Origin of the sequence: Teredinibacter haidensis (assembly GCF_014211975.1) — a bacterium.
Classification (GTDB): Bacteria; Pseudomonadota; Gammaproteobacteria; order Pseudomonadales; family Cellvibrionaceae; genus Teredinibacter; species Teredinibacter haidensis.
In genome coordinates this window covers 3,381,702-3,401,043 of sequence record NZ_CP060084.1, presented here as the reverse complement: position 1 = coordinate 3,401,043, position 19,342 = coordinate 3,381,702, and the positions used below count along the sequence as shown (strand labels likewise).

17 protein-coding genes are annotated in these 19,342 nt (G+C 46.5%); 10 read left to right on the top strand and 7 right to left on the bottom strand.

What is annotated here, in order from left to right:
• Nucleotides 1-8: 8 nt before the first annotated feature.
• Nucleotides 9-905 carry an AraC family transcriptional regulator gene (locus H5715_RS13600; RefSeq protein WP_075188216.1) on the bottom strand — a complete coding sequence of 299 codons (897 nt, stop codon included), beginning with the start codon at nucleotides 903-905 and terminating at the stop codon, nucleotides 9-11.
• Nucleotides 906-1,098: 193 nt separating this feature from the next.
• On the opposite strand from H5715_RS13600, the gene H5715_RS13595 reads away from it, so the two are divergent.
• From H5715_RS13595 to H5715_RS13580, 4 genes are all read left to right on the top strand, one after another.
• Nucleotides 1,099-1,848 carry an SDR family oxidoreductase gene (locus tag H5715_RS13595; RefSeq protein WP_221892294.1) on the top strand — a complete coding sequence of 250 codons (750 nt, stop codon included), beginning with the start codon at nucleotides 1,099-1,101 and terminating at the stop codon, nucleotides 1,846-1,848.
• A gap of 4 nt (nucleotides 1,849-1,852) precedes the next feature.
• Entirely contained in the window at nucleotides 1,853-2,869 is a 1,017-nt protein-coding gene (locus tag H5715_RS13590) for a zinc-dependent alcohol dehydrogenase family protein (protein ID WP_075188215.1), read from the top strand.
• Nucleotides 2,870-2,947: 78 nt separating this feature from the next.
• A complete protein-coding gene (locus H5715_RS13585) occupies nucleotides 2,948-4,066 on the top strand; it encodes an NADH:flavin oxidoreductase/NADH oxidase (RefSeq protein WP_075188214.1) in 1,119 nt (372 codons plus the stop codon).
• 155 nt (nucleotides 4,067-4,221) lie between these two features.
• The gene (locus tag H5715_RS13580) at nucleotides 4,222-4,542 is read left to right on the top strand and encodes a DUF3144 domain-containing protein (protein WP_075188213.1); all 321 of its coding nucleotides are present in this window, start codon (nucleotides 4,222-4,224) and stop codon (nucleotides 4,540-4,542) included.
• A 118-nt stretch (nucleotides 4,543-4,660) separates the two neighbouring features.
• Here the strand turns inward: H5715_RS13580 and H5715_RS13575 are convergent, their stop codons facing one another.
• Entirely contained in the window at nucleotides 4,661-5,938 is a 1,278-nt protein-coding gene (locus tag H5715_RS13575) for an aspartate aminotransferase type Ic (RefSeq protein ID WP_075188212.1), read from the bottom strand.
• Between the two features lie 150 nt (nucleotides 5,939-6,088).
• Here H5715_RS13575 and H5715_RS13570 point away from each other — a divergent pair, with 150 nt between their 5' ends.
• From H5715_RS13570 to H5715_RS13560, 3 genes are all read left to right on the top strand, one after another.
• Nucleotides 6,089-6,373, top strand: a complete 285-nt coding sequence (locus H5715_RS13570) for a TMEM165/GDT1 family protein (protein ID WP_075188211.1) — start codon at nucleotides 6,089-6,091, stop codon at nucleotides 6,371-6,373.
• Nucleotides 6,374-6,385: 12 nt separating this feature from the next.
• Nucleotides 6,386-6,928, top strand: coding sequence for a chorismate--pyruvate lyase family protein (locus H5715_RS13565; protein WP_075188210.1), 543 nt, complete (start codon nucleotides 6,386-6,388; stop codon nucleotides 6,926-6,928).
• A 205-nt stretch (nucleotides 6,929-7,133) separates the two neighbouring features.
• Entirely contained in the window at nucleotides 7,134-9,434 is a 2,301-nt protein-coding gene (locus tag H5715_RS13560; protein WP_185906538.1) for a hypothetical protein, read from the top strand.
• A 162-nt stretch (nucleotides 9,435-9,596) separates the two neighbouring features.
• Here the strand turns inward: H5715_RS13560 and H5715_RS13555 are convergent, their stop codons facing one another.
• On the bottom strand, nucleotides 9,597-10,805 hold the full coding sequence (locus H5715_RS13555) for a glycoside hydrolase family 26 protein (RefSeq protein WP_083608278.1): 1,209 nt from the start codon (nucleotides 10,803-10,805) through the stop codon (nucleotides 9,597-9,599).
• A 1,107-nt stretch (nucleotides 10,806-11,912) separates the two neighbouring features.
• Here H5715_RS13555 and H5715_RS13550 point away from each other — a divergent pair.
• A complete protein-coding gene (locus tag H5715_RS13550; protein WP_185906537.1) occupies nucleotides 11,913-12,119 on the top strand; it encodes a hypothetical protein in 207 nt (68 codons plus the stop codon).
• Nucleotides 12,120-12,605: 486 nt separating this feature from the next.
• A complete protein-coding gene (locus H5715_RS13545; protein ID WP_484600452.1) occupies nucleotides 12,606-12,827 on the top strand; it encodes a transposase in 222 nt (73 codons plus the stop codon).
• 135 nt (nucleotides 12,828-12,962) lie between these two features.
• Here H5715_RS13545 and H5715_RS20605 read toward each other — a convergent pair whose 3' ends face one another.
• Nucleotides 12,963-13,259 (bottom strand): transposase, encoded by a 297-nt coding sequence (locus H5715_RS20605; protein WP_185906620.1) that lies wholly within the window; start codon nucleotides 13,257-13,259, stop codon nucleotides 12,963-12,965.
• A gap of 13 nt (nucleotides 13,260-13,272) precedes the next feature.
• Nucleotides 13,273-13,950, bottom strand: a complete 678-nt coding sequence (locus tag H5715_RS13535; protein WP_185906536.1) for an IS630 family transposase — start codon at nucleotides 13,948-13,950, stop codon at nucleotides 13,273-13,275.
• A gap of 496 nt (nucleotides 13,951-14,446) precedes the next feature.
• Between H5715_RS13535 and nhaA the strand changes: the two genes are divergently transcribed.
• Nucleotides 14,447-15,664, top strand: a complete 1,218-nt coding sequence (nhaA, locus tag H5715_RS13530) for a Na+/H+ antiporter NhaA (RefSeq protein ID WP_075187201.1) — start codon at nucleotides 14,447-14,449, stop codon at nucleotides 15,662-15,664.
• 554 nt (nucleotides 15,665-16,218) lie between these two features.
• Here nhaA and H5715_RS13525 read toward each other — a convergent pair.
• On the bottom strand, nucleotides 16,219-17,169 hold the full coding sequence (locus H5715_RS13525; protein ID WP_083608176.1) for a type 2 periplasmic-binding domain-containing protein: 951 nt from the start codon (nucleotides 17,167-17,169) through the stop codon (nucleotides 16,219-16,221).
• A gap of 587 nt (nucleotides 17,170-17,756) precedes the next feature.
• Nucleotides 17,757-18,137, bottom strand: coding sequence for a hypothetical protein (locus tag H5715_RS13520; protein ID WP_083608177.1), 381 nt, complete (start codon nucleotides 18,135-18,137; stop codon nucleotides 17,757-17,759).
• Nucleotides 18,138-19,342 lie beyond the last annotated feature (1,205 nt).

The following is a 19,342-nucleotide window of genomic DNA, read 5'->3' as shown; positions in this document are numbered from 1 at the left end:
TGTAATCACTATTGAATAAACCGTTCATGGAGTTGAGCAACGTCTTTTTTTGGCGGCTGCCCAAATAAGCGGCGGTAATCACGGCTAAACTGGGAAGGGCTTTCGTAGCCCACATGGAATGAAGCTTTTGCCGCATTTAATCCGTCCAGGAGCATTAGTTTTCTCGCCTCGATTAGCCGCGTACGTTTTATATATTGCAGCGGGCTGAAATCAATTAAGTTTTTGAAGTGCTGGTGGAAAGACGACGTGCTCATGGTGGCCACAGTCGCAAGCTTTTCTATGGTTATCGGTTGAGAGAGATTGTTGCTGATATAGGAGACTGCTCGCGATATTTTTTCGGAATGGCTGTCGGATTGCAGCAGAGTAAGAATGCTCGGCGCATGTGGGCCGCGCAGCAATCGCGAATACACTTCCAGCAGGCGAACCTCCTGGAGGTCGGCAATATCGCTTGGTGTTTCCAGTAGTGAAAGGTAATGCGCAACGCTCGCAAGGAACGGGGCTTCCAGTGCCGCGACGGCCAGACAAAATGGATCTTCCTGGATAGGGGGCGAGCGATAGATATCAAGACTCTCCGCTAGCTTTCGGAGTAATGGAATATCCAATTCTATCTGAATACCCAGATAGGGCGCCTCTGCGGAGGCCCGTTCTATCAATGCCATTGTGGGCACGTTCATGGAGGCGACCAGGCAGTGTTCTTCGTTATAGCTGATAGATCGTTCTTCCGTGGCGGCAGTTTTTGAGCCGTTCACAATCAGGCAAACGGATGGTACGTAAAGTGCCGGAATTGTGACCCCAGGGCTGGAAAAACGCGCGAGAGAGCAGTGCTTGAGAGAGGTTTGAGAGACGCCGTCCAGGTGAATATTCGCTTCGATAATAGATTTAACCTGCGCGCGCGTTGTCTTCATGCTGTTCCCTCTGGCTCGGTATTCACCCCGCTTGCGTTCTGCTGGGGGGTGGTGTTGAAGAATTATAGTCCGATCGTTTTATGGAATAGTCTGCTTTTGTAGAAACAGGCAATAAATTTGTAGGTATCGAGCTGAACAAAAGCGTCAGCCTTCCTAAGATAGCGCCATCTCCAGTCACTAAAGAGAAGCGAACATGAAACAGAATATGAATATTGAAAACAAAGTTGTTGTTATTACCGGTGGAAGCAGTGGTTTGGGTGAAGCCACGGCACGTCATTTGGCTGCGTTGGGGGCGAAAGTGGTGATTGCCGCGCGTAGAAGCGACAAGCTAGACGCGATTGTTAAAGATATTCAACAGTCTGGCGGAACCGCTGCGGCCTTTACCGCCGATGTAACCAATAAAGCACAAGTGGAGGCGTTGGTCGCGTCGACCGTGGAGCAGTTTGGCCGTGTTGATGTCCTTGTTAATAACGCGGGCTTAATGGCCATCGCACCTTTGCAGCAGTGCCGAACCGATGAGTGGGATCGGATGATCGACATCAATATCAAGGGTGTGCTCTATGGCGTGGCGGCGGCTCTACCTATTTTTGAAAAGCAAGGTTCTGGGCACTTTATTAATATTTCGTCCGTTGCCGGCATAAAAGTTTTTAGCCCAGGCGGAAGCGTGTATTCGGGTACCAAGTTTGCCGTTCGCGCGATTTCCGAAGGTCTTCGCCATGAAGTGGGAGAAAAAATTCGCGTAACCACCATTGAACCAGGGGCCGTAGACAGCGAATTGAAATTTGGCAGCGGTGACCAACAAAGCCGTGATTTTGTCGTTGAATTTTATAAGCAGGCAATTCCCGCCGATGCCGTTGCGCGCGCCATTGCCTACGCGATTGAGCAACCCGCCGAGGTGGATATTAATGAGATAGTGCTGCGCCCTGCGGTTCAGGAGTTTTAATTTTATGCGCGCTTATGAAATTGGAACGTTGAATGGGTTGGGCAGTTGGCGGCTCGTAGAAAAAAGCTCAAAGCCGCTGGGCTTGGGGCAGGTCCGCATTCGTGTACACGCCGTTTCCTTAAATTATCGCGACATTCTTCTGGTGACTGGACGCTACGGCTTTTCAAATCCCACACCCGATTTAGTTCCGGTTTCCGATGGCGCTGGCGAAGTTATTGAAGTGGGCGAGGGTGTAACCCGCTGGCAGGTCGGTGATCGTGTGGTGGGCATCTTTTCGCAAAGCTGGTTGGGCGGTTCCCAGGTTCGCGATGCGTGGGATACCACGTTGGGCGGTGCGGTGGACGGAATGCTGGCCGAAGAAGCGGTGTTACATGAAAACGGTTTGGTGCGCGTTCCAGACTCCCTGTCTTTTGACGAGGCAGCCACGCTACCAGTAGCGGCCGTTACGGCTTGGAATGCGCTCTATGGCGTTAAGCCTCTGCTGCCCGGGCAAACGGTATTGGCATTGGGAACCGGAGGGGTTTCAGTATTTGCGATTCAGCTGGCGGCTGCTGCGGGGGCCCGAGTGATCGCGACCTCCTCCAGCGATGCAAAGCTGACACAAACCGTCGCTATAGGCGCAACAGATACCATTAATTACCGCACACATCCCGATTGGGAAAACGAGGTGCTTCGTCTAACAGGCGGAGATGGAGTCGACCATGTTATTGAAGTTGGCGGCGCGGGGACCATGCCAAAATCCGTTGCTTCTTCTCGGCCCGGTGGCGTGGTGAGTTTGATTGGTTTACTCGCCGATGGTGAAGCGATGAACCCATTGTCTATTCTTGCGAGCGGAGCAATTGTTCGCGGCATTATGGTGGGTTCGAGGGAAATGTTTGAGCAGCTAAACGCCTGCATTGAACGCAACAATATTCGCCCTGTTATCTACCGAAGCTATGGGTTTGAAGAGGCTCCAGAAGCTTTGGTCCAGCTCAACAAATCACAGCATGTTGGCAAAATTGTGATCAACATTACTGGTTAAGATGGATTGACTCTGTGGGTGCTAAAATTGACCCCACAGAATTTTTCGATGCTGTGTCCCCCAAAAGAGTAAAATGTAATGACTTTATTTCAGCCTTTCACGTTGAAAGACGTGATGTTTCGTAATCGTTTAGCTGTCTCGCCCATGTGTCAATATTCCGCAAACGATGGGTTTATTAATGATTATCACCTGATTCACCTAGGCCGCTTCGCTCTGGGCGGATTCGGTTTAGTGTTTTTGGAAGCAACGGCAGTGCTGCCTGAGGGGCGAATAACTCACGGGTGTTTGGGTTTGTGGTCCGATGACCAAATTAGTGGAATGGCTCGTATCGCCGATGCTCTAAAGGCTAATGGCGCTGTCGCGGGTATTCAAATTGGCCACGCGGGGCCCAAGGCCTGCACACAGCGGCCCTGGCTTGGCAATGGCCCGCTTAATGACGAAGATTCCGAGCGAGGGGAGCTTCCGTGGACGGTTGTTTCCGCCACAGATCAGCCTTTTGATGAGGGTTGGTTAAAGCCACAAGCCCTGTCGATAGAAGCGATTCAGAGCCACAAAAAAGCCTTTGTGGATGCGGCACTAAGGGCAGATAAATCCGGTTTTGATGTGCTGGAGGTTCATTGTGCTCACGGCTATCTAATGAATAGTTTTTTGTCGCCACTAACCAACACAAGATCCGACCAATACGGTGGAAGTTTAGAAAATAGAATGCGCTTCCCGCTTGAGGTTGTAAAAGCGGTTCGCGAAGTCTGGCCTGAAGGCAAACCTCTTTTTGTGCGAATTTCCGCCGTTGATGGCGTTGAAGGCGGCGTTGAAATTGCCGATAGTGTGGCGTTTGCAAAAGAGCTGAAAGCCATGGGCGTGGATATTGTAGATTGTTCATCTGGTGGTGTGGTGCCCCGTTATGAACTGCCATCGACTTTAGGGCATCAGGTTCCTTATGCGGCTCAGATTCGTAAAGAGGTAGGCGTCGGCACAATGGCTGTCGGATTGATTACTGACCCCGCACAAGCAGAAGATATTGTTGCCACACAGAGCGCAGACTTTGTCGCGATTGGTCGAGAAGCTCTGGCAAACCCCCAGTGGGCCTTATTCGCTGAAGCGCAATTAAATAAATCCGAAGAAACCTTCGCCTCCTGGTCGCTTCAATCGGGCTGGTGGCTTGAGCATCGCGCCAGGCATCTTCGAGATTTAACATAGCGGCATAGAGTCAGCACCAAAAGACGGGCGCTCTCCAAAAGAGAGGCCCGTTTTTTTGCCTTCATTGAAAGCACACAAATGTATTGGAATCGGTGTAAACTTCCGGCAGGTGTTTCAGATAATTGAATCGTTCTTAATATACAGCGGAGGGAACTATGAGCAGCGAGAAACCTAGTAACCTCAGTACTGAGGAGCAGCAATTTTGGGATGCGGTCGATATGTTTATCGATACCGCAAATACGGCCGCAGAAAAATGCGATCCGGGTGTAATCAGCTCGGCTGTTGTGTATGCGGCGGCGCGTTACTGTGCTTTTAATGTCGCCAGTTTTTCTGAGTCACGCAAAGATTTTATCAGCGACACCGAGGACTCGGTAAACCACTTGGTTCAAGAGTTTAGAAAACTGCTGGAAGAGAATATGGCAGATTACGGTGAGAACTATAAAATCTATATGAAGGATGAAGAGGAACCAAAATAAAGCCTTTGATTTTTATGGAGGCGCCGTCTTAGTCGGTTTCTGAAGCGTTCGCTTCGCCCTCTACTGGTTTGCGAGTAAGAATAGAGGCACCGAAGGTGGCGCCTCTATTTGTAGAGTCTTAGCCTGCCAATGCTTGGCGAACAGTGGCCAGTTTTACACAGGTAACAAAGACTTTCATGGCTTCGTCCACTTGCGCTTCGGTTGGAACGGTTGGTGCAATTCGAATATTGCAGTCTTTAGGGTCGTTGCCGTAAGGGAAGGTAGCGCCCGCTGGTGTCAACTTCACACCGGCTTCTCCCGCCATTTTAACCACTTCTTTTGCCAGGCCAGGCTTTGTATCGAACGAGATAAAGTAACCGCCATCGGCCGATTCCCACTCACCCAGATCGTTATCGCCAAAAGCAGCTTCCAGGTGGCTAAGCACACTGGCAAAGCGCGGCTTGATAATCTCCGCATGCTTTTGCATATGTGCACGTAAGGAGCCTTCTGGGGCAAAGAATTTTGCGTGGCGCAGCTGGTTGATCTTGTCTGGGCCAATCGTCATAAAGCCCAACGATTGCTTGAAGCCTTTGAGGTTGGCGTCGCTGGCAGCCATAAACGCAACACCGGCACCGGCAAAGGTGATCTTAGAGGTGGAGGCGAACTGGATAACACTGCTTTCCGTTCCGGCTTCCACGCAGGCGTCAAAAATGCTGGCCAGTTGTACGGGCTTGTCGGAAAGATCGTGTACGCCGTAGGCGTTATCCCAGAATACACGGAAGTTAGCGGCGGCAATTTTGCCCAGACCGGCAATGCGTTTTACGGTTTCGTCGCTGTACACCACGCCGGTTGGGTTGGAGTACTTGGGCACACACCACATACCTTTGATAGATTTGTCGGCAGCAACCAGGCGCTCAACTTCATCCATATCCGGGCCGGTAGAGGTCATGGCCACGGTAATCATTTCAATACCCAGGTGCTCACACACAGAGTAGTGGCGATCATAGCCGGGAACCGGACACAGGAATTTTACGGTTTCTTCTTTGCTCCAGGCGGAGTCGGCACCTTCAAGGCCAAAGAAGTGAGCCACGGACATCGCCTGATGCATCAGCGTCAGGCTGCTGTTGCCGCCAGCCATAATATTGGTTACCGGTACGCCCAGAATGTCGGCACCAATAGCGCGCGCTTCGGTAATACCGTCGAGGCCTCCATAGTTACGGCAATCTACGCCGTCGGTCGTTGTGTAGTCGCCCTTCAGAATGCCGTCCATGCTATCGGACAGGGTGAGTTGCTCGGAAGATGGTTTACCGCGGGTCAAGTCCAGGCTAAGTGTTTTTGCTTTAATAGCGTCGAACTCGGCGGCTAGTTGTTGTTCCCACTGTGCAAGTTGTTCTGCGGAGGCGTTGTTCAGTTCCAAGGTATTCCCCTTCTGGTAAATATGGTGCTGCCTGTATCAAGGGCGGCAGCGGGCCCAAAACTGCCGGCGAATTATACAGGCAGCCAACACGGAAATCAGCAACCTTCAGATGGTAGAATGGCGGGATTAATCAATTATTGAGTCATATCTATGGATGTAAAAGTACTTGCCTTAGTGTTTTTCACAGCCTTTGTTGCCGAGTTGGGAGATAAATCCCAAGTATTAACCTTACTATTTGTGTCGAATAAGTCAGCCAGTCCGCTCGTAGTGTTTGTGGGAGTGTCCATGGCGTTGGTGGTGGCAACCGGAATTGGTGTGTTGGCCGGGAATATGTTTTCCCATTGGGTGGATGAAAGGTTATTGGCTTGGGTTGCGGGAATAGGTTTCTTGGTGTTGGGCGTATTAACCATCGCCAAGGCCATAAACCACACTTAACGGATAAGACCCATGACGCGATTATTTACCTCGACAGGCTATATGGAAGCAGATGATCAATCTTCGACGCTACCGCTGCACACCCTGCCGCCTTTTTTAAGAGTATTACTGACCACCGATGGCACCGTTACCAAGAGTCTTGAATCTTTTTTTTGGGAGCCGGTAAAAGTTAAGAATTGCGGCCAGCAATATTGGCAGCTCGAAACGGATGCCCCGGTTATCAACCGGCAGGCTGGTGATCAAGTACTGCGCCGCACCGTGCAGCTAGTGGGTGAGAAATCGGGTACATGCTATGCGACAGCCATCTCTCTGATCTGCACCGAATTGCTAAGTGAGCAGTTGCGTTCGGAATTGGAAGCGGGTCTCGTCGGCGTTGGGGAATTATTGCGCGAGTGTGGCCTGGAAACCTACCGGGAAATCGTCGCCCTCGGCGAAGGAGGGAAAGGCGAAAGCCTCGCGGATGATGATGCGATCTGGCGCAGTTACAGAATCGTGATGGAGCACCAGCCATTTATTCAAATTACAGAATTCTTTCCGCTTTCTATCTACCAGTGACCTAAAAAAGCCGGGCGTTGGTTCCGGCTTTTTTAGGTCTATAGGTTCTCTTTCATACGCCTCGTTATTTTTCCGCCTTGGTTCGGCACTTTTCCTGTTTAAAACTTAGGCTGAAAATGCCGATCTACACAACCAACGCTTGTTCATTGGCCATCTTTTGTTTAGATTTGTTGCCAAAATAATAAAACTTAAAAATTAGGTTCACATGATGTTCTCAAGAAAAACTTTAAAAACAATACCTTATCTTTCATTTCTCCTTCTCTTCGGGCTAAGCGCCTGTGGTGGTGGTGGTGGCGGTGGCGGAGGCAGCAGCAGTAGTGCTTCGTCTAGCGGAAGCTCAGGCTCATCACATCCAAGCCTTCGGTTGTCCACGCAACAATTGAATTTTTCGTCTGAGCTGGGTACCGATAATCCGGCAGCGCAAACCCTATACGGCTATATCGACAACTCTCAGTCGCTAACTGACACTATTTACGCGTTTGTGCTTGTGAATCCCAATAGTATTTTTGACGCAAGCATTGTTATGGAGCCGAATCGAGGCGTGATAGAGGTCAGCGTAGCATCTGCAGACTCCGTTGGCACGGGGGTTCACAGCGATTCCTTTCAGGTGCTCACCTGTTACGATGCTACCTGTAACCGCCAATTTGAAAATAGCCCACGAACAGTAAACATTACGTACACCGTTAACAAAGCGCAAATTGCTACCGGTGTGAGTAGTGCCAACCTCGCAGGGGCGCAGGGGCAATATCCAACATACAAAAATATTTCAGTCACTACCTCCAGCTTTCAACTTGATGCAGTTCATCCGAGAGATGCTTTCACAGCAAGTGTCCAGTATAACGAGAGTGAAACCGCTTGGCTGGCAGCTCTTCTGCATAAGGATATTAATAATAATTTAATGTTGGATCTTGATATCGTAAAAAACATTCCAGTCGGTGAGTATTCGGCGACCGTGAGAATTAACGGTAATAGCGAAAGAATTGTCGATACAGAGCTGCAGATTAGCTACTCGGTTTCTAGGGCAGAATTTACGGTGGATAAAACAGCTCTTGATTTCAGTATAAGTACCGGCGACAGCAGTAGCGCAGGCAGAGATACTGTAACGGTCAGCGATACGCGAGAGCATATTGAGCTGACAGCGACAGCCGATGTGGACTGGCTGGATCTCGATGTTATCGACGCATCGCAGGTAAATGTTTCCATTAACGAGAATGCGAAGAGCCTAAATAATGGAACACACAGCGCCATGGTTATGGTTGAAGATAGTTCCGGCGGTAGTCGCAGTTATCACATTCCGGTTGCGCTCTCAGTAGATTTAGTGCGTTTTAATTCGTTTTCTCCGTACTTCGCTTTCAAAGACCAGAATGCCACAGTGACCGTGAGTGGTGAAAATTTTGAGCGATTAAATGGTGCGCCGCTCAACATTTTTGGGAACGAGATCAGTGACTACCAGGTTGTAAGCGACTCTAAAATATCCATTGAGGTAACACCCGCAGCAATTGGTAGTTCGGGCCTTGATTCTGGTAATAATTTCGAAGCATTATTTTCTGTGGCTCGCTTACATGTCATAGAGCCGGAAGTGTATCTCGATGCGTCTATTAGTGATCCCGGCGCGAGTTTTTACCACAAGGTACTCTACGAACCAGTGAGTCAGCATTTAATCGTCTCCGGCTACGAGGGAGGCTCCCTTGTGATATTTGTTTATCAATATATCAAGGGTGAGTGGGCGCGTAAGGCCATACAGGGGGCAAATAATTTGCAGCTTTCTCTGCCACGAATTTCTGTTGATGGCAATAAAGTTTTTTGCCTTGGCTCTACCGAACATGAAACATATCTGTATCAAATGGATCTGAATGCGATGATTTTGGAGAAGGCCTCGCCAATGCCTGTGACTGACGACGCTCAAGACATGTTAGTACTTTCCAGCACAGAGGTTCTTCTTGTGCGAGGAATACCCTACAACGCGTTACACGTTATCAATTTGCTTACCCAGGAGCTTGTTGAAATCGATCTGGAGCGGGTTGAACCTGCCGATTCTTTTCGTGAGTATTCGGGCTTGGTTTACGCAGGGGACCTGTCTTACATTGAGTTAATTTTGTATTCGCGGGTTGAATCCAGGTTTTATGCCGCCGAATTTGATCCAGAGAATAAATCCGTAACGCTTACCGATCGATATCACTATACGGCAATTAGCAACGACGGTAATTATCGGGTACGTGATCAGTCCGTTTATAATCGTGATAATGAGAAAGTTGGAGAGTTGGAAAGTTTCAGCAGTGTGATGATGTTTTCTGTATCTGGCCCACGTCTTTATACCACCGATTTTTCTACTATCGCGTGGTACGATTTTGTAGCTCTTAATGAGTCCAGCCAGTTCGATAGAGCTGTGCTGGAAACGTTGCCGCCAATGCAATCGTACATTACTGAAGCGTTGGAAGTTAGCCCGAGCGGAAATACAGCTTTTTCCGTGCTGCGCGACACTCTGCATGTTACAAGGTTGCAGTAACATCGGCAGGTCGAATCCTGGCTTATTTATAAGAAGGTAAACACCGCGGCATTCAGCCAAGCAGGGTTGTTGTTGGCAGAGCCCTCCGGCCCCCTCTTCGTGCCAGTAAAAGCCCCCGCCTGAGCGGGGGGGGGATTACCTTACCTGGCAAAGATGAAAACTCTATTCGTACATATTCGGCAAATTGCTTTCAAATACTGTGGCAGGGTGATTATAGAAATCGATAAAGTCCTGCTCACTCTTATGCCCTTTATACGGTGCATAGAAGTGATCCCTATTTTCCCGCGCCTTATTGGCATTTCGCCATACCAGCAGGTAGGCAATGTTCGCACTGCTCTCGGTGGCCAACACGTTACTTAAGATCATATCGGTCCAGAATTTATCCTGGTGGACGGTTTCCTGTCCGCCTTCGGTGAGTGCAGCAACTTTATTTTTAGCTTTGGCGATATCGCTGATTGCTTCCAGACTGGCGACAAAGTAGCCGCGACGCGCTTCCAGTGGCTCATTGTTATAGGGGTGGCCCAGATCCCAGTAGTTATCCAGCCCAATAATATCCACGTAGTTATCGCCGGGATAAGCATAGAGGTAAGATTCTGGCAGCAGACTTAAATCCATACGGCTGCGGTCTGGAGAAAAGGCGTAAATTAAGTTGCGAAGGCCCTTTTCGTCACGCAGGTAATCCACGGTAAAGCGCCACAGAGCAATGTAGTCTTCCTCGCTGGTCAGGTTTTCACCCTTGCCCCACCAAAACCAATCGCCGTTATGCTCGTGCCAGGGGCGAAAGATAATGGGCACATACTCCATCTTGCCATCTGCGTTTTTAACCTTAAGTGTTTCGTTAAAAGCGACGAAAGTATCTAGGTTCGCCTTCAATTTATCGTGCGCTTCACCACCGGGAATCAGCTTGGCAACCGTGGGGTTTTTATCCCAGGAGCTCCCACCGGTAACGGGGTCGCGCATATGCCAGCTAAGGGTATTGATAGCGCCACGCTGGTAGCTGGCCTTAATCTGATCGCGGATAAAATCGAAGGAAATATTGTCCAGGCTCTTCTCATCCCCCGACTCCAAATGGGCCAAATCCCAGCCAAAAACGGCAGGATTGGAACCGGTTACATCTTTGACGTCAGAACGGCCTTCTTCATTGATCCAGTTAACGCCATACGCGGTAGTATTTTGGTGGCCAAAGAGCACCTGGGTTTTGCCGACAGTGGCCAAATTGCGGTAGAGCGCTTGGGTTTGGGCGGTTGAGTTTTCGGTGACCAGGCTTGGAGCACCCATGATACCTGAGGTCTCGGCTACTTGGCCTCCGCAGGACGTTAACATGATATAGGTAGAGACGCAGGCGAGGCTGCGTATGAGTTGGCGAATCATATTCGGTTTACTCTGTTATTAGTTGGAAGGGAAAGAACAAACTCAATTGTAGACCAGCGATAGTCGCTGGAAGCTAAAGAGAAGCTTGAAAGCCCGGTGACAAGATCCCCCTCGATAAGAGTAGAGTTCAAAAGCACACGGTTTATTGATCTGCACCGTAGCATCCCACTCACCTGGCATCTTTTGCTGAGAACAGCTTTGACGCCAGCAAGTCACTTGGCTTCGTTAGCCTTGGTATAGGCTAATAGGTGTTTTCGTTGAAAGCAAATGCTTCGCTTGCACTCAATGCGAGGCCATGATCCATTAAGTACAAACTTTGATGCTCCACAACTATGGGTTAAAAAAACAACAGGGGTGTTTGTCTACGCCGCCGAAGCTCCACTATCAGCTTATTGAAAAACATAAACAAGGCGCGCCAGCTCAGGTCGTTTTTTAACAAGCGCTACTCCTCCACGCTATTCAACCGTTATACAAGCCTTGCGGGATATACCGGGGTGATCTTGCGTGGGGGCCGCATTACTTCAGTTTTTATTCGGGGTTTGACAGTCGGAATGCTGGGGGTGCGTAGCACAAAAGTCTTTTATTTCACGGGTACTATCATTCGGCACAGGCTCCGGCGTTAAATGCAGCCTCGAAAGGTCTCCAGAAACCGTTGAACCCACACCGTTAACACCGGAGGGCGTTCTGCTGTGCTCAATTGCTCCGCTTCGGATTGAAAACCTGTATTAGTGATTGCGGTATGGGTGTAGGGGCCGCACTCAATCTTTTCTGATGTATTCTTCATGCTTGCGATTTGTCTGGCAACCTCTTCGATGCGCTTATTCCGCGCGGGGGTACCAGCGCTTTGTCATTCGAGCTTTTCGGAACGTGAAAAAAATCCTGACCTTTGCTTCGGTGTGAAGCGATCAGTGAAGGTGTAGAAGTTTGGCAAAAAGGCGTAAAGACCGTATTGTTCCAGGCCCTTAGCGTAAATCAGAGGGTTGCCCTCGCCAAGGTCTCGACGCAGGGTTTGGTGATGAAATGGGCCAAGAAGATAATTTGAAGCATTTGATAAATTAGTACCCTAAAGAGAAAAAATTCATTGTGTTACCAATGGATTTTGCGTACATGGGCGCGGAAAAAATGAAGGAAGATATTGATCAGCAGCATCAGGAAGCGGGTCGGCTTCTGAAAAATGAAAAATACAAGGATGTACTAATTCCGTTCACACATATTGACCCTATAAGGCCTGAGGCTTTAGCTAGTTTGAAGTCATTGGTAGAACCGCATAATTTCCGGGAGGTAAAAATATACCCAACTTTAGGGTATGGGTAAATGACAAAGTACTGATAGATTATATATATCCATATATGGTGGAAAGAAACACTCCTCTTAAGGCTCATTGTTCGCCCGGATCTGTAAATAGCAAAAATATAAGTACTTGATAGTACATATGCAGATCCTGAACGTTACATCGAGGTGATGGAAAAGTAACAAGCCTGTTTGCTGATATTTCGTATACTGTTTTCAATTTTCAGGAAAATATTCCTTATTTGAGTGTTATGTTGGACGAGGAAAGCCTATCAAGAAAGATACTTTTTGGCTCTGATTTCTATATGGTCGAAACAGAGAGGTATTTTGAAAGACGATTACCCACTGGCTTGCGTTATGCTTTAGGTGGGGGAAGGTTTTGGGGAATTGCAAATTTCGACAAAAAAACACCTAAGGAAAATCTGATTAAGTCTCCATCTTTGGCATAATACAAAAAACTATCATTTTAGCGTTAAGTTATGGACCAGATTTCTTTTCCCGAAGCCAAATATAACGTCAAGAAACGTAAAAACATGCCGCGATAAGTTTCATGAGCAGATGGATACGCTGATTCCTTGGAAACAGCTGGAAAATAAAGTACACCGATATTACGCAAAAGAAGGCAATGGCCGAAAGCTTTACCCGCTATCTGCAATACTCCGTATTCCCTGCCTGAAATTATTTTGCAATTTAAGCGATCCGGGAATGGAAGATACTTTGTATGAGATTTGAGTCTATGCGTCGATTTGCGGGGCTAAGGCTGAATGGTCAGATCCGTGATGAATCAACAATGCTCAAGTTCAGGCATTTGCTGGAAGAGCATACTACCTAGGCAGCAGCAAAAAATACAGTTGCCTCTTGGAAAAATTATTTAATCAGAGCCTTATCCCGTTTGATACTTTCCAGGTCTAAAATGGCACGATTCTTTAGTGATTCTCCTTTCTTGAGTGGCTTTTTTGATGTGCCGATATTTCTCATCTGATTCCACACAAGCTCATCTGGATTTAAGTCAGGCGCATACGGTGGTAGAAATACCATTTCAACTTTTCCTTCAAGTGACTCAATATAGTCCGTGACCTTCTTTGATTTATGTACAGGATGCCCATCAACGATGAGTATGACGGGAGAGTTACGGCCTTTTTGGAAACTTTTTAAGCATTCAATACATTTATCCGCATTAAATTTTCACGTCAAAAACGTGATACCAAAAGCCACATTTATTCGATAACGCTGAGATCGCATTAATTGCCTGTCTTTGACCGCTTGTTGTGACGACAGGTGTATTCCCTTTTTCACTCCAGGTACGCTGTAAAGGATCATCTGAACGAATAGTGGCTTCATCCAACCAAAATATCTCAGCCCCTTTCTTTTTATCGTATTTCTTAACTTTAGGGTAAACATCATCAACCCATTCTTGCACCGCTTTCTCGTCTCGCTCATCCGCTCTACGTAACGGTTTTTGTGGCGTCAAACCTAACCGATGCAGAATTTTACCAACACCGGAAGGGCTCAAGGCAACACCAAATCTTTCAAGAATTAAATCAGCAACAATTTGGCGTGTCCGCAAACCAAAATCAAAGCCATGCTGTCGAGGGTCTCTGCCAATTAGCCACCTTTTTATTTCTTGCTCCTCAAGATTGGATAGTGTTCGATTGCGTCCAGTTCGTGCTTTGGGTGCCAGAGCTTCAATTCCTTTTTCACGCGCTAAACGCAACCAAGTGAAAATTGTTCGGCTTCCAAGACCGAAGCTGCGTGTCACTTCGGCCGCACTTTCACCATCATGCACTCGCTGCACTGCTATCTTACGAATTAAATGCTGCTCTTCTGTACTAAGTTTTCTTGCGTCATTTTTCATGACTTTTATTATACAGGTTTCAAATGAACCGTATTAATTGTTAGTGACCTGCTAGTATGTGTCAATAGTAAGTCAACAATCCTTTGAGGCTTCACTTATGATTGCTGTGCCCATTCTTACGGAGGCAGGTGTTATTACTGACGTGGGCTCTCGTTACGATTGGACATTAACCGAGGAGGAGGTAGATATAGCTAGATAACACATCAAGCCCTCAACTATTGCAATCTCGCTATCCCGCAGCCTGCTGGGTACTATGAAAGAGGAGAAATTTCTGGGTAAATAATGAATATTAGCCGGTGCGCTATTCGGGTTGTTTGATCTTAAACTCCTAAAATGGACAAGCTTTAAAGCGGGAGGGAAATGTTTGACGGTTCTAAATATTTGTTTGTGGTAGGGTGTATTCACTGTGTATTGCGCGCGGTTTTAATACGCAAGCCGGTGAAACTGTCGAGCCAAACGTACTTTTTAACGCTGGGATGTGGGAGCCACGAAATTCATGAAGAGTCAGCTAAACTCGTGTCTTGTATACTTCTTTAACCTTAAATCTGCGGGGGGAATCCTTCTCTTTCTGTCTGCTTTTTTGGCGATAATCGCGGCCAATAGCTCCTTTGCACCATACTACGAATTGTTGCTTTCAACTCCAGTTGAAATACGGGTAGGTGCGTTGGAGGTTGCTAAACCTTTGCTGCTCTGGATAAACGACGGCCTTATGGCTGTATTCTTTTTTTTAGTTGGTCTGGAGTTGAAGCGTGAGCTGCTCGAAGGAACGCTGTCAGATAAGCGCAATATCATCTTGCCAGGGGTGGGTGCTATCGGGGGTATGCTTATTCCGGCGCTCATTTATCTCTACTTTAATGTTAGTGATCCTGTTGCCGTAAAAGGCTGGGCTATACCGGCAGCAACTGATATAGCCTTCGCTCTAGGGGTTTTAACATTACTTGGTTCTCGGGTGCCCACTTCGATAAAAATATTTCTAACATCATTAGCTATATTTGATGACATTGGTGCAATTGTCATTATCGCTCTTTTCTATACGTCGAAAATATCAATGTCTGCGTTATTTATTGTTTTTATTTGTATTTTTGTTCTGGCTCTACTAAATAAGCGTAATGTGGTTTCAAATAGCCCATATCTTTTAGTGGGTATGATAATGTGGGTGGCCACTCTCAAGTCTGGGGTTCATGCTACGTTGGCCGGTGTAATTTTGGCGATGTTTATTCCGCTTCGCTCAAAAATAAATTCAGATCATTCGCCACTTAAATCCTTGGAACATGATCTACATTCCGTTGTCGCGTTTTTTGTACTTCCTGTTTTTGCCTTCGCAAACGCAGGAATAAGCTTCGCGGGTATAGCGTTAGATCAAATAACGCATAATGTATCTATCGGTACAGCCCTGGGGCTATTTGTTGGTAAGCAGGTAGGTATTTTTGTTTTTTGTATGGTCTGTGTGAAGTTAAATATCACTAAGTTACCTACAGGAATGAGTTGGCCTGCGTTGTATGGTACTTCAGCATTGTGTGGCATAGGGTTCACGATGAGCTTATTTGTAGGTTCTCTTGCATTCGAAGAAACGGGTGTCAATTTGTTGTTTGATGAAAGGCTCGGTATTATTTTCGGCTCTTTGGCTTCCGGTCTTTTAGGGTACGCAATACTGCGAGTTTGTTTAAGTTCTAGCAAGCCGGTTCTGCCGAAAACAAAAACCTCGGTGGGTTGAAGAATTGAGGCAGTAATTATGGAGATTATCGCGAGAATTAGGCCCTCACTGATTATAATTGAAATATTGTCTGCGGTAATTTTTGCCGCCTGCCTAACTTCTCTGCGAGGTTCTGGCAATATTTCTATACAGAGTTGGCAGCTGGTTGGTTTGTATTGCTCAGCGGCTACTTTTAGCTATGCTTTTTTTCCGTTGTGTTACGAATCTTGGTTTAAAAATGAAGCTTCATCGTTGTTGTATTGGGTAAAACAAAGTTTATTTTGGTCGTTAACCTTGATCTTCACAATAGCGTTTCTAACGCTAAGTGGTAAGTTGTTTTAAACCCTTAAAGTTTCCAACGATATTTTCCCGCATTAGCCGTTATAGCTGTCATATGGGCAAGAGGCTATTACGTTTCAGGCGGGATACTCTTCGGGTAAAGGCCTATATCTAGGTCGGCTTGCCCAAAAAAAATTCCGGAAAATTTAGGGGGGCTCTTATATTGCGGAGCGGCAGAAATGCATAGAATTTAACGTGGCCAATGAATAGATCTTTAGTATTGGTCGTTTGTGTTGTTAGGGGGTAACAGTATTCGTCGTTTTCAATATGGGGCTATTTTTTTCGGCATCAATTGAATACCAAAGCTCCTGCCTGCTTAATGGTGTTTCCGGAGAAAGGTTGGGGTTGTCGAGATAGAATATCGTTCGGGATTGCAGGTTTGATCGTGCAATATCTTCTCCGTAATGGGACATAAATAGCGCGTTAAACGAGCCATCCGCAATGGACTTGTTTAGCCCCTTACTTAAAGCTGCGCCCAATGTAAAATTATTGTGTTTTACAAAAAAATAATTAGCTGTTGGGTAAACGATTGCAAAGCGGGATTCTATTTCAATCGGTTCATCTTTATAAACTTCCAATTCGTCCCAAATTTCCATTACCGCCCGAGGAAAATAGTCCACTCGTTTTCCCTCTAGCATGTGGGTAAGACTGTTTCTGCTTGTAGAGGTTATTAAACGGAAGTTGTGATACTTCAAAATTGCTGTATCCGGCCAATCGTGGCCCTGGCCAGCAACCAGCTGTTTGATGTCCGCCAGGCTTTTAACTGAATCAAACGCCTGCTGACCACCTTTGCGTAGCATCATCAATCGCCAGCCAGTCAGCCCTCTAAATAGGGGAATGCGTATAGGGAGCAATATCTGCTCGCGATATTTATTGGTGTGCATCCAATTAACGTCATACAGTCCTGAAAGAAGGTTACGGGTGTTACGATTCGCCGTTACGGTATCTAATTGAACTTTTTCTAGGGAATAATCCAAGCCAGATTTTCTCATCGTTAGATCGAGTAGTTCTACCAAGTACCTTGTTTTTTCGGCATATATTTCATCGCTGGCAATGTTATATGGGTGCTTGATATGCAGTGTTTCACTGTAAGCATAAGACGTAGGCACGCACCATGCAGCAATCAAGGCTATTGCCGCCGTTAGGTAGACGCTGTTCGGCACTGTATTTCGAGTAAATCCTGTCATGTTGCACGGGTGTGTATAACCCCCTGCTTCTTTGCTAACAATGCGCTGGCCGTGAGCGCCCGACTGCAAGCTGGAAAGAGAAGGCCGTAGAGCCAGGGCCAAATTTCTATTTAAGAATAGGCCGGTACAGGCTCGCGTGCCACTGGGAGTTTAAAGCATGGTTTGGGAATGTGGAATCAATATACCCAATAGTGCTTAGTGCAGGGCAGGTGGATAGGTTCGCTCGCAATTTGAGTGCAATGTAATGTGGCCAAGTTAATGCTATTTGTGTATAGCTTAGGGCCGCTAGAGTAAAGAAAAGCGCCAGTCGGTGGACACCCGAGCAGGTGATTACTATAAGAGAAATGCAAAGTTCTATCGCTGCTAGGGGTGCGCTGTTTGAAGGGGATTACGGTAATGCGTAAATTGACACCGTGAATGTTTATCAGAGGTTTCCTTGGTAAATTTTTACTCTATTGAGTAGAGTCGAAGAGCTTGAGCGCGGGGACAGGAGCTAAAACAGGGCTGTACTGTAATATTGGCGCGGATTTCGTGGTTGCCTTTTTTACAGTATTAGTTTGACTTTAGCGTCGTTTATATACCGCTCTCTATTTGTCTGTGATAACTGCAAATTCGGTTTTATTTTCTGAATAGTTAGATCCGGCGACATCGCCATAAATAGCGTGAATTTTAAAGCCGGTCTCTTTCAGTTCGTTCGTGAGTGCATCTTTATTGAAATACTGCAGCCAGTTATAAATAACTTTTGAAGTGGTTTCTTCGATAATAGTATATTTATCCAGAATTACTTTTTCGCCCTCATATTTGAACGTATTGATAAAGCCGCAGTAATTGCTACTTGACAAGAACCCATACAATTGCATGTGTTCATTCAGTGATGCTTCCATTCCTTCCTCAAAGCCTTTTAGTGAATAGGCGTATGATAGTAATCTCCCTCCGTCTTTAAGCCGGTGATGAAATTTCTCGAGCATTCCCTTTCTCTGGGTTGGGATTAGAGCACAGAAGTCACACATAATCATTGTAACGATGTCGTATTGTTCTTCCGAATCGTACCCAAGATAATCTTGAAGAATATAGTCTATGCTTAGGCCTTCTTGTTTTGCGTATGCTTCCGCGTATTCAATGGCGCTGTTTTAAAAATCTACTCCCGTTACTTGCGCGCCGGTACGCGCCAAGCCTGCTGTGTAGCGGTCCGGTCTGCATCCGAAATCGAAAATTATAGTTTGTTTGCTAACAGAAAAGTGGGAAATAATCCATTCAATGAATTTTGAATAAATATTTTGTTTCTCGACGCAAGTCAAGATCTTCGTTTAAATGATAAGCTAGCATTTGGTTCGATGTATGAGGGTCGGACCACAGAGAATCAGCGGTATAAAATTCAAAGACCTTTGGTTTATGGTTTACCTCTTCTAGTTGTTCGTACGTTATTTCCCACCGAAAATATTTTGGTCTCTATTTAAGGGGGCTAGACTGTCAGATCATAATACATCTGATTCCAATTGCCAGTGGCGACATCACTAAATTTGTAAAACTCATCATTTTGGGTTTGGCAACAAGAGTATCGGCTTAACCACCAGAAGGATAAAAATATTGGCTTTCAATCATTGCGTTCGCGCCAGAATAATTCAACGGCATAAGCCACGATAAAACTTGGTATAACCGGCGAGCACTTGCAGTAAAAGAAACATACAAAATGGGCTAAACTGCAGGAAACTAGCCTGGCAGTAAGGTGACCTCGGCCCGAACGAATACGCCGGATAATAAATGTACACCAGTTGCGAACTGGATATTGGGTTACATGGCTTAATATGTACACAGGCACTGATTGTTGAGTTTAAGATTGCCGTTAACGAAAGGCGGGAAAAGACTTATAGTCACTGCCATGCGGCCGGCCAGGATGAAATTTTCATGTTTTCGGGAAGAATTGTTTGTTAATGTTCCATACAGAAACACTAAGTTAAAACCTATGGTTAATCTTAATAATATGGAAAGAGTCCCCGATTAAATTAGTTTAATTTGATTTATCTTGAAAAAAACGGTACAAAAGGGAATATGTTAGAAAACAATTTTGATGCATATATAGTCCGTGTCTTTGACGGCTTGCGATAAAGAATACGTCTTATGAGAAAATCGCGAAATACGGAGATGTAGAAACGAGCATGGATGAACACCGTAA

Excerpts from the sequence above, each read along its gene's own strand:
- H5715_RS13600 (WP_075188216.1), bottom strand. The coding sequence starts at position 905 with ATGAAGACAACGCGCGCGCAGGTTAAATCTATTATCGAAGCGAATATT.
- H5715_RS13595 (WP_221892294.1), top strand. The coding sequence starts at position 1,099 with ATGAAACAGAATATGAATATTGAAAACAAAGTTGTTGTTATTACCGGT.
- H5715_RS13590 (WP_075188215.1), top strand. The coding sequence starts at position 1,853 with ATGCGCGCTTATGAAATTGGAACGTTGAATGGGTTGGGCAGTTGGCGG.
- H5715_RS13585 (WP_075188214.1), top strand. The coding sequence starts at position 2,948 with ATGACTTTATTTCAGCCTTTCACGTTGAAAGACGTGATGTTTCGTAAT.
- H5715_RS13580 (WP_075188213.1), top strand. The coding sequence starts at position 4,222 with ATGAGCAGCGAGAAACCTAGTAACCTCAGTACTGAGGAGCAGCAATTT.
- H5715_RS13570 (WP_075188211.1), top strand. The coding sequence starts at position 6,089 with ATGGATGTAAAAGTACTTGCCTTAGTGTTTTTCACAGCCTTTGTTGCC.
- H5715_RS13565 (WP_075188210.1), top strand. The coding sequence starts at position 6,386 with ATGACGCGATTATTTACCTCGACAGGCTATATGGAAGCAGATGATCAA.
- H5715_RS13560 (WP_185906538.1), top strand. The coding sequence starts at position 7,134 with ATGATGTTCTCAAGAAAAACTTTAAAAACAATACCTTATCTTTCATTT.
- H5715_RS13555 (WP_083608278.1), bottom strand. The coding sequence starts at position 10,805 with ATGATTCGCCAACTCATACGCAGCCTCGCCTGCGTCTCTACCTATATC.
- H5715_RS13550 (WP_185906537.1), top strand. The coding sequence starts at position 11,913 with ATGGGCGCGGAAAAAATGAAGGAAGATATTGATCAGCAGCATCAGGAA.
- H5715_RS13535 (WP_185906536.1), bottom strand. The coding sequence starts at position 13,950 with ATGAAAAATGACGCAAGAAAACTTAGTACAGAAGAGCAGCATTTAATT.
- nhaA (WP_075187201.1), top strand. The coding sequence starts at position 14,447 with ATGAAGAGTCAGCTAAACTCGTGTCTTGTATACTTCTTTAACCTTAAA.
- H5715_RS13525 (WP_083608176.1), bottom strand. The coding sequence starts at position 17,169 with ATGACAGGATTTACTCGAAATACAGTGCCGAACAGCGTCTACCTAACG.
- H5715_RS13520 (WP_083608177.1), bottom strand. The coding sequence starts at position 18,137 with ATGCTCGAGAAATTTCATCACCGGCTTAAAGACGGAGGGAGATTACTA.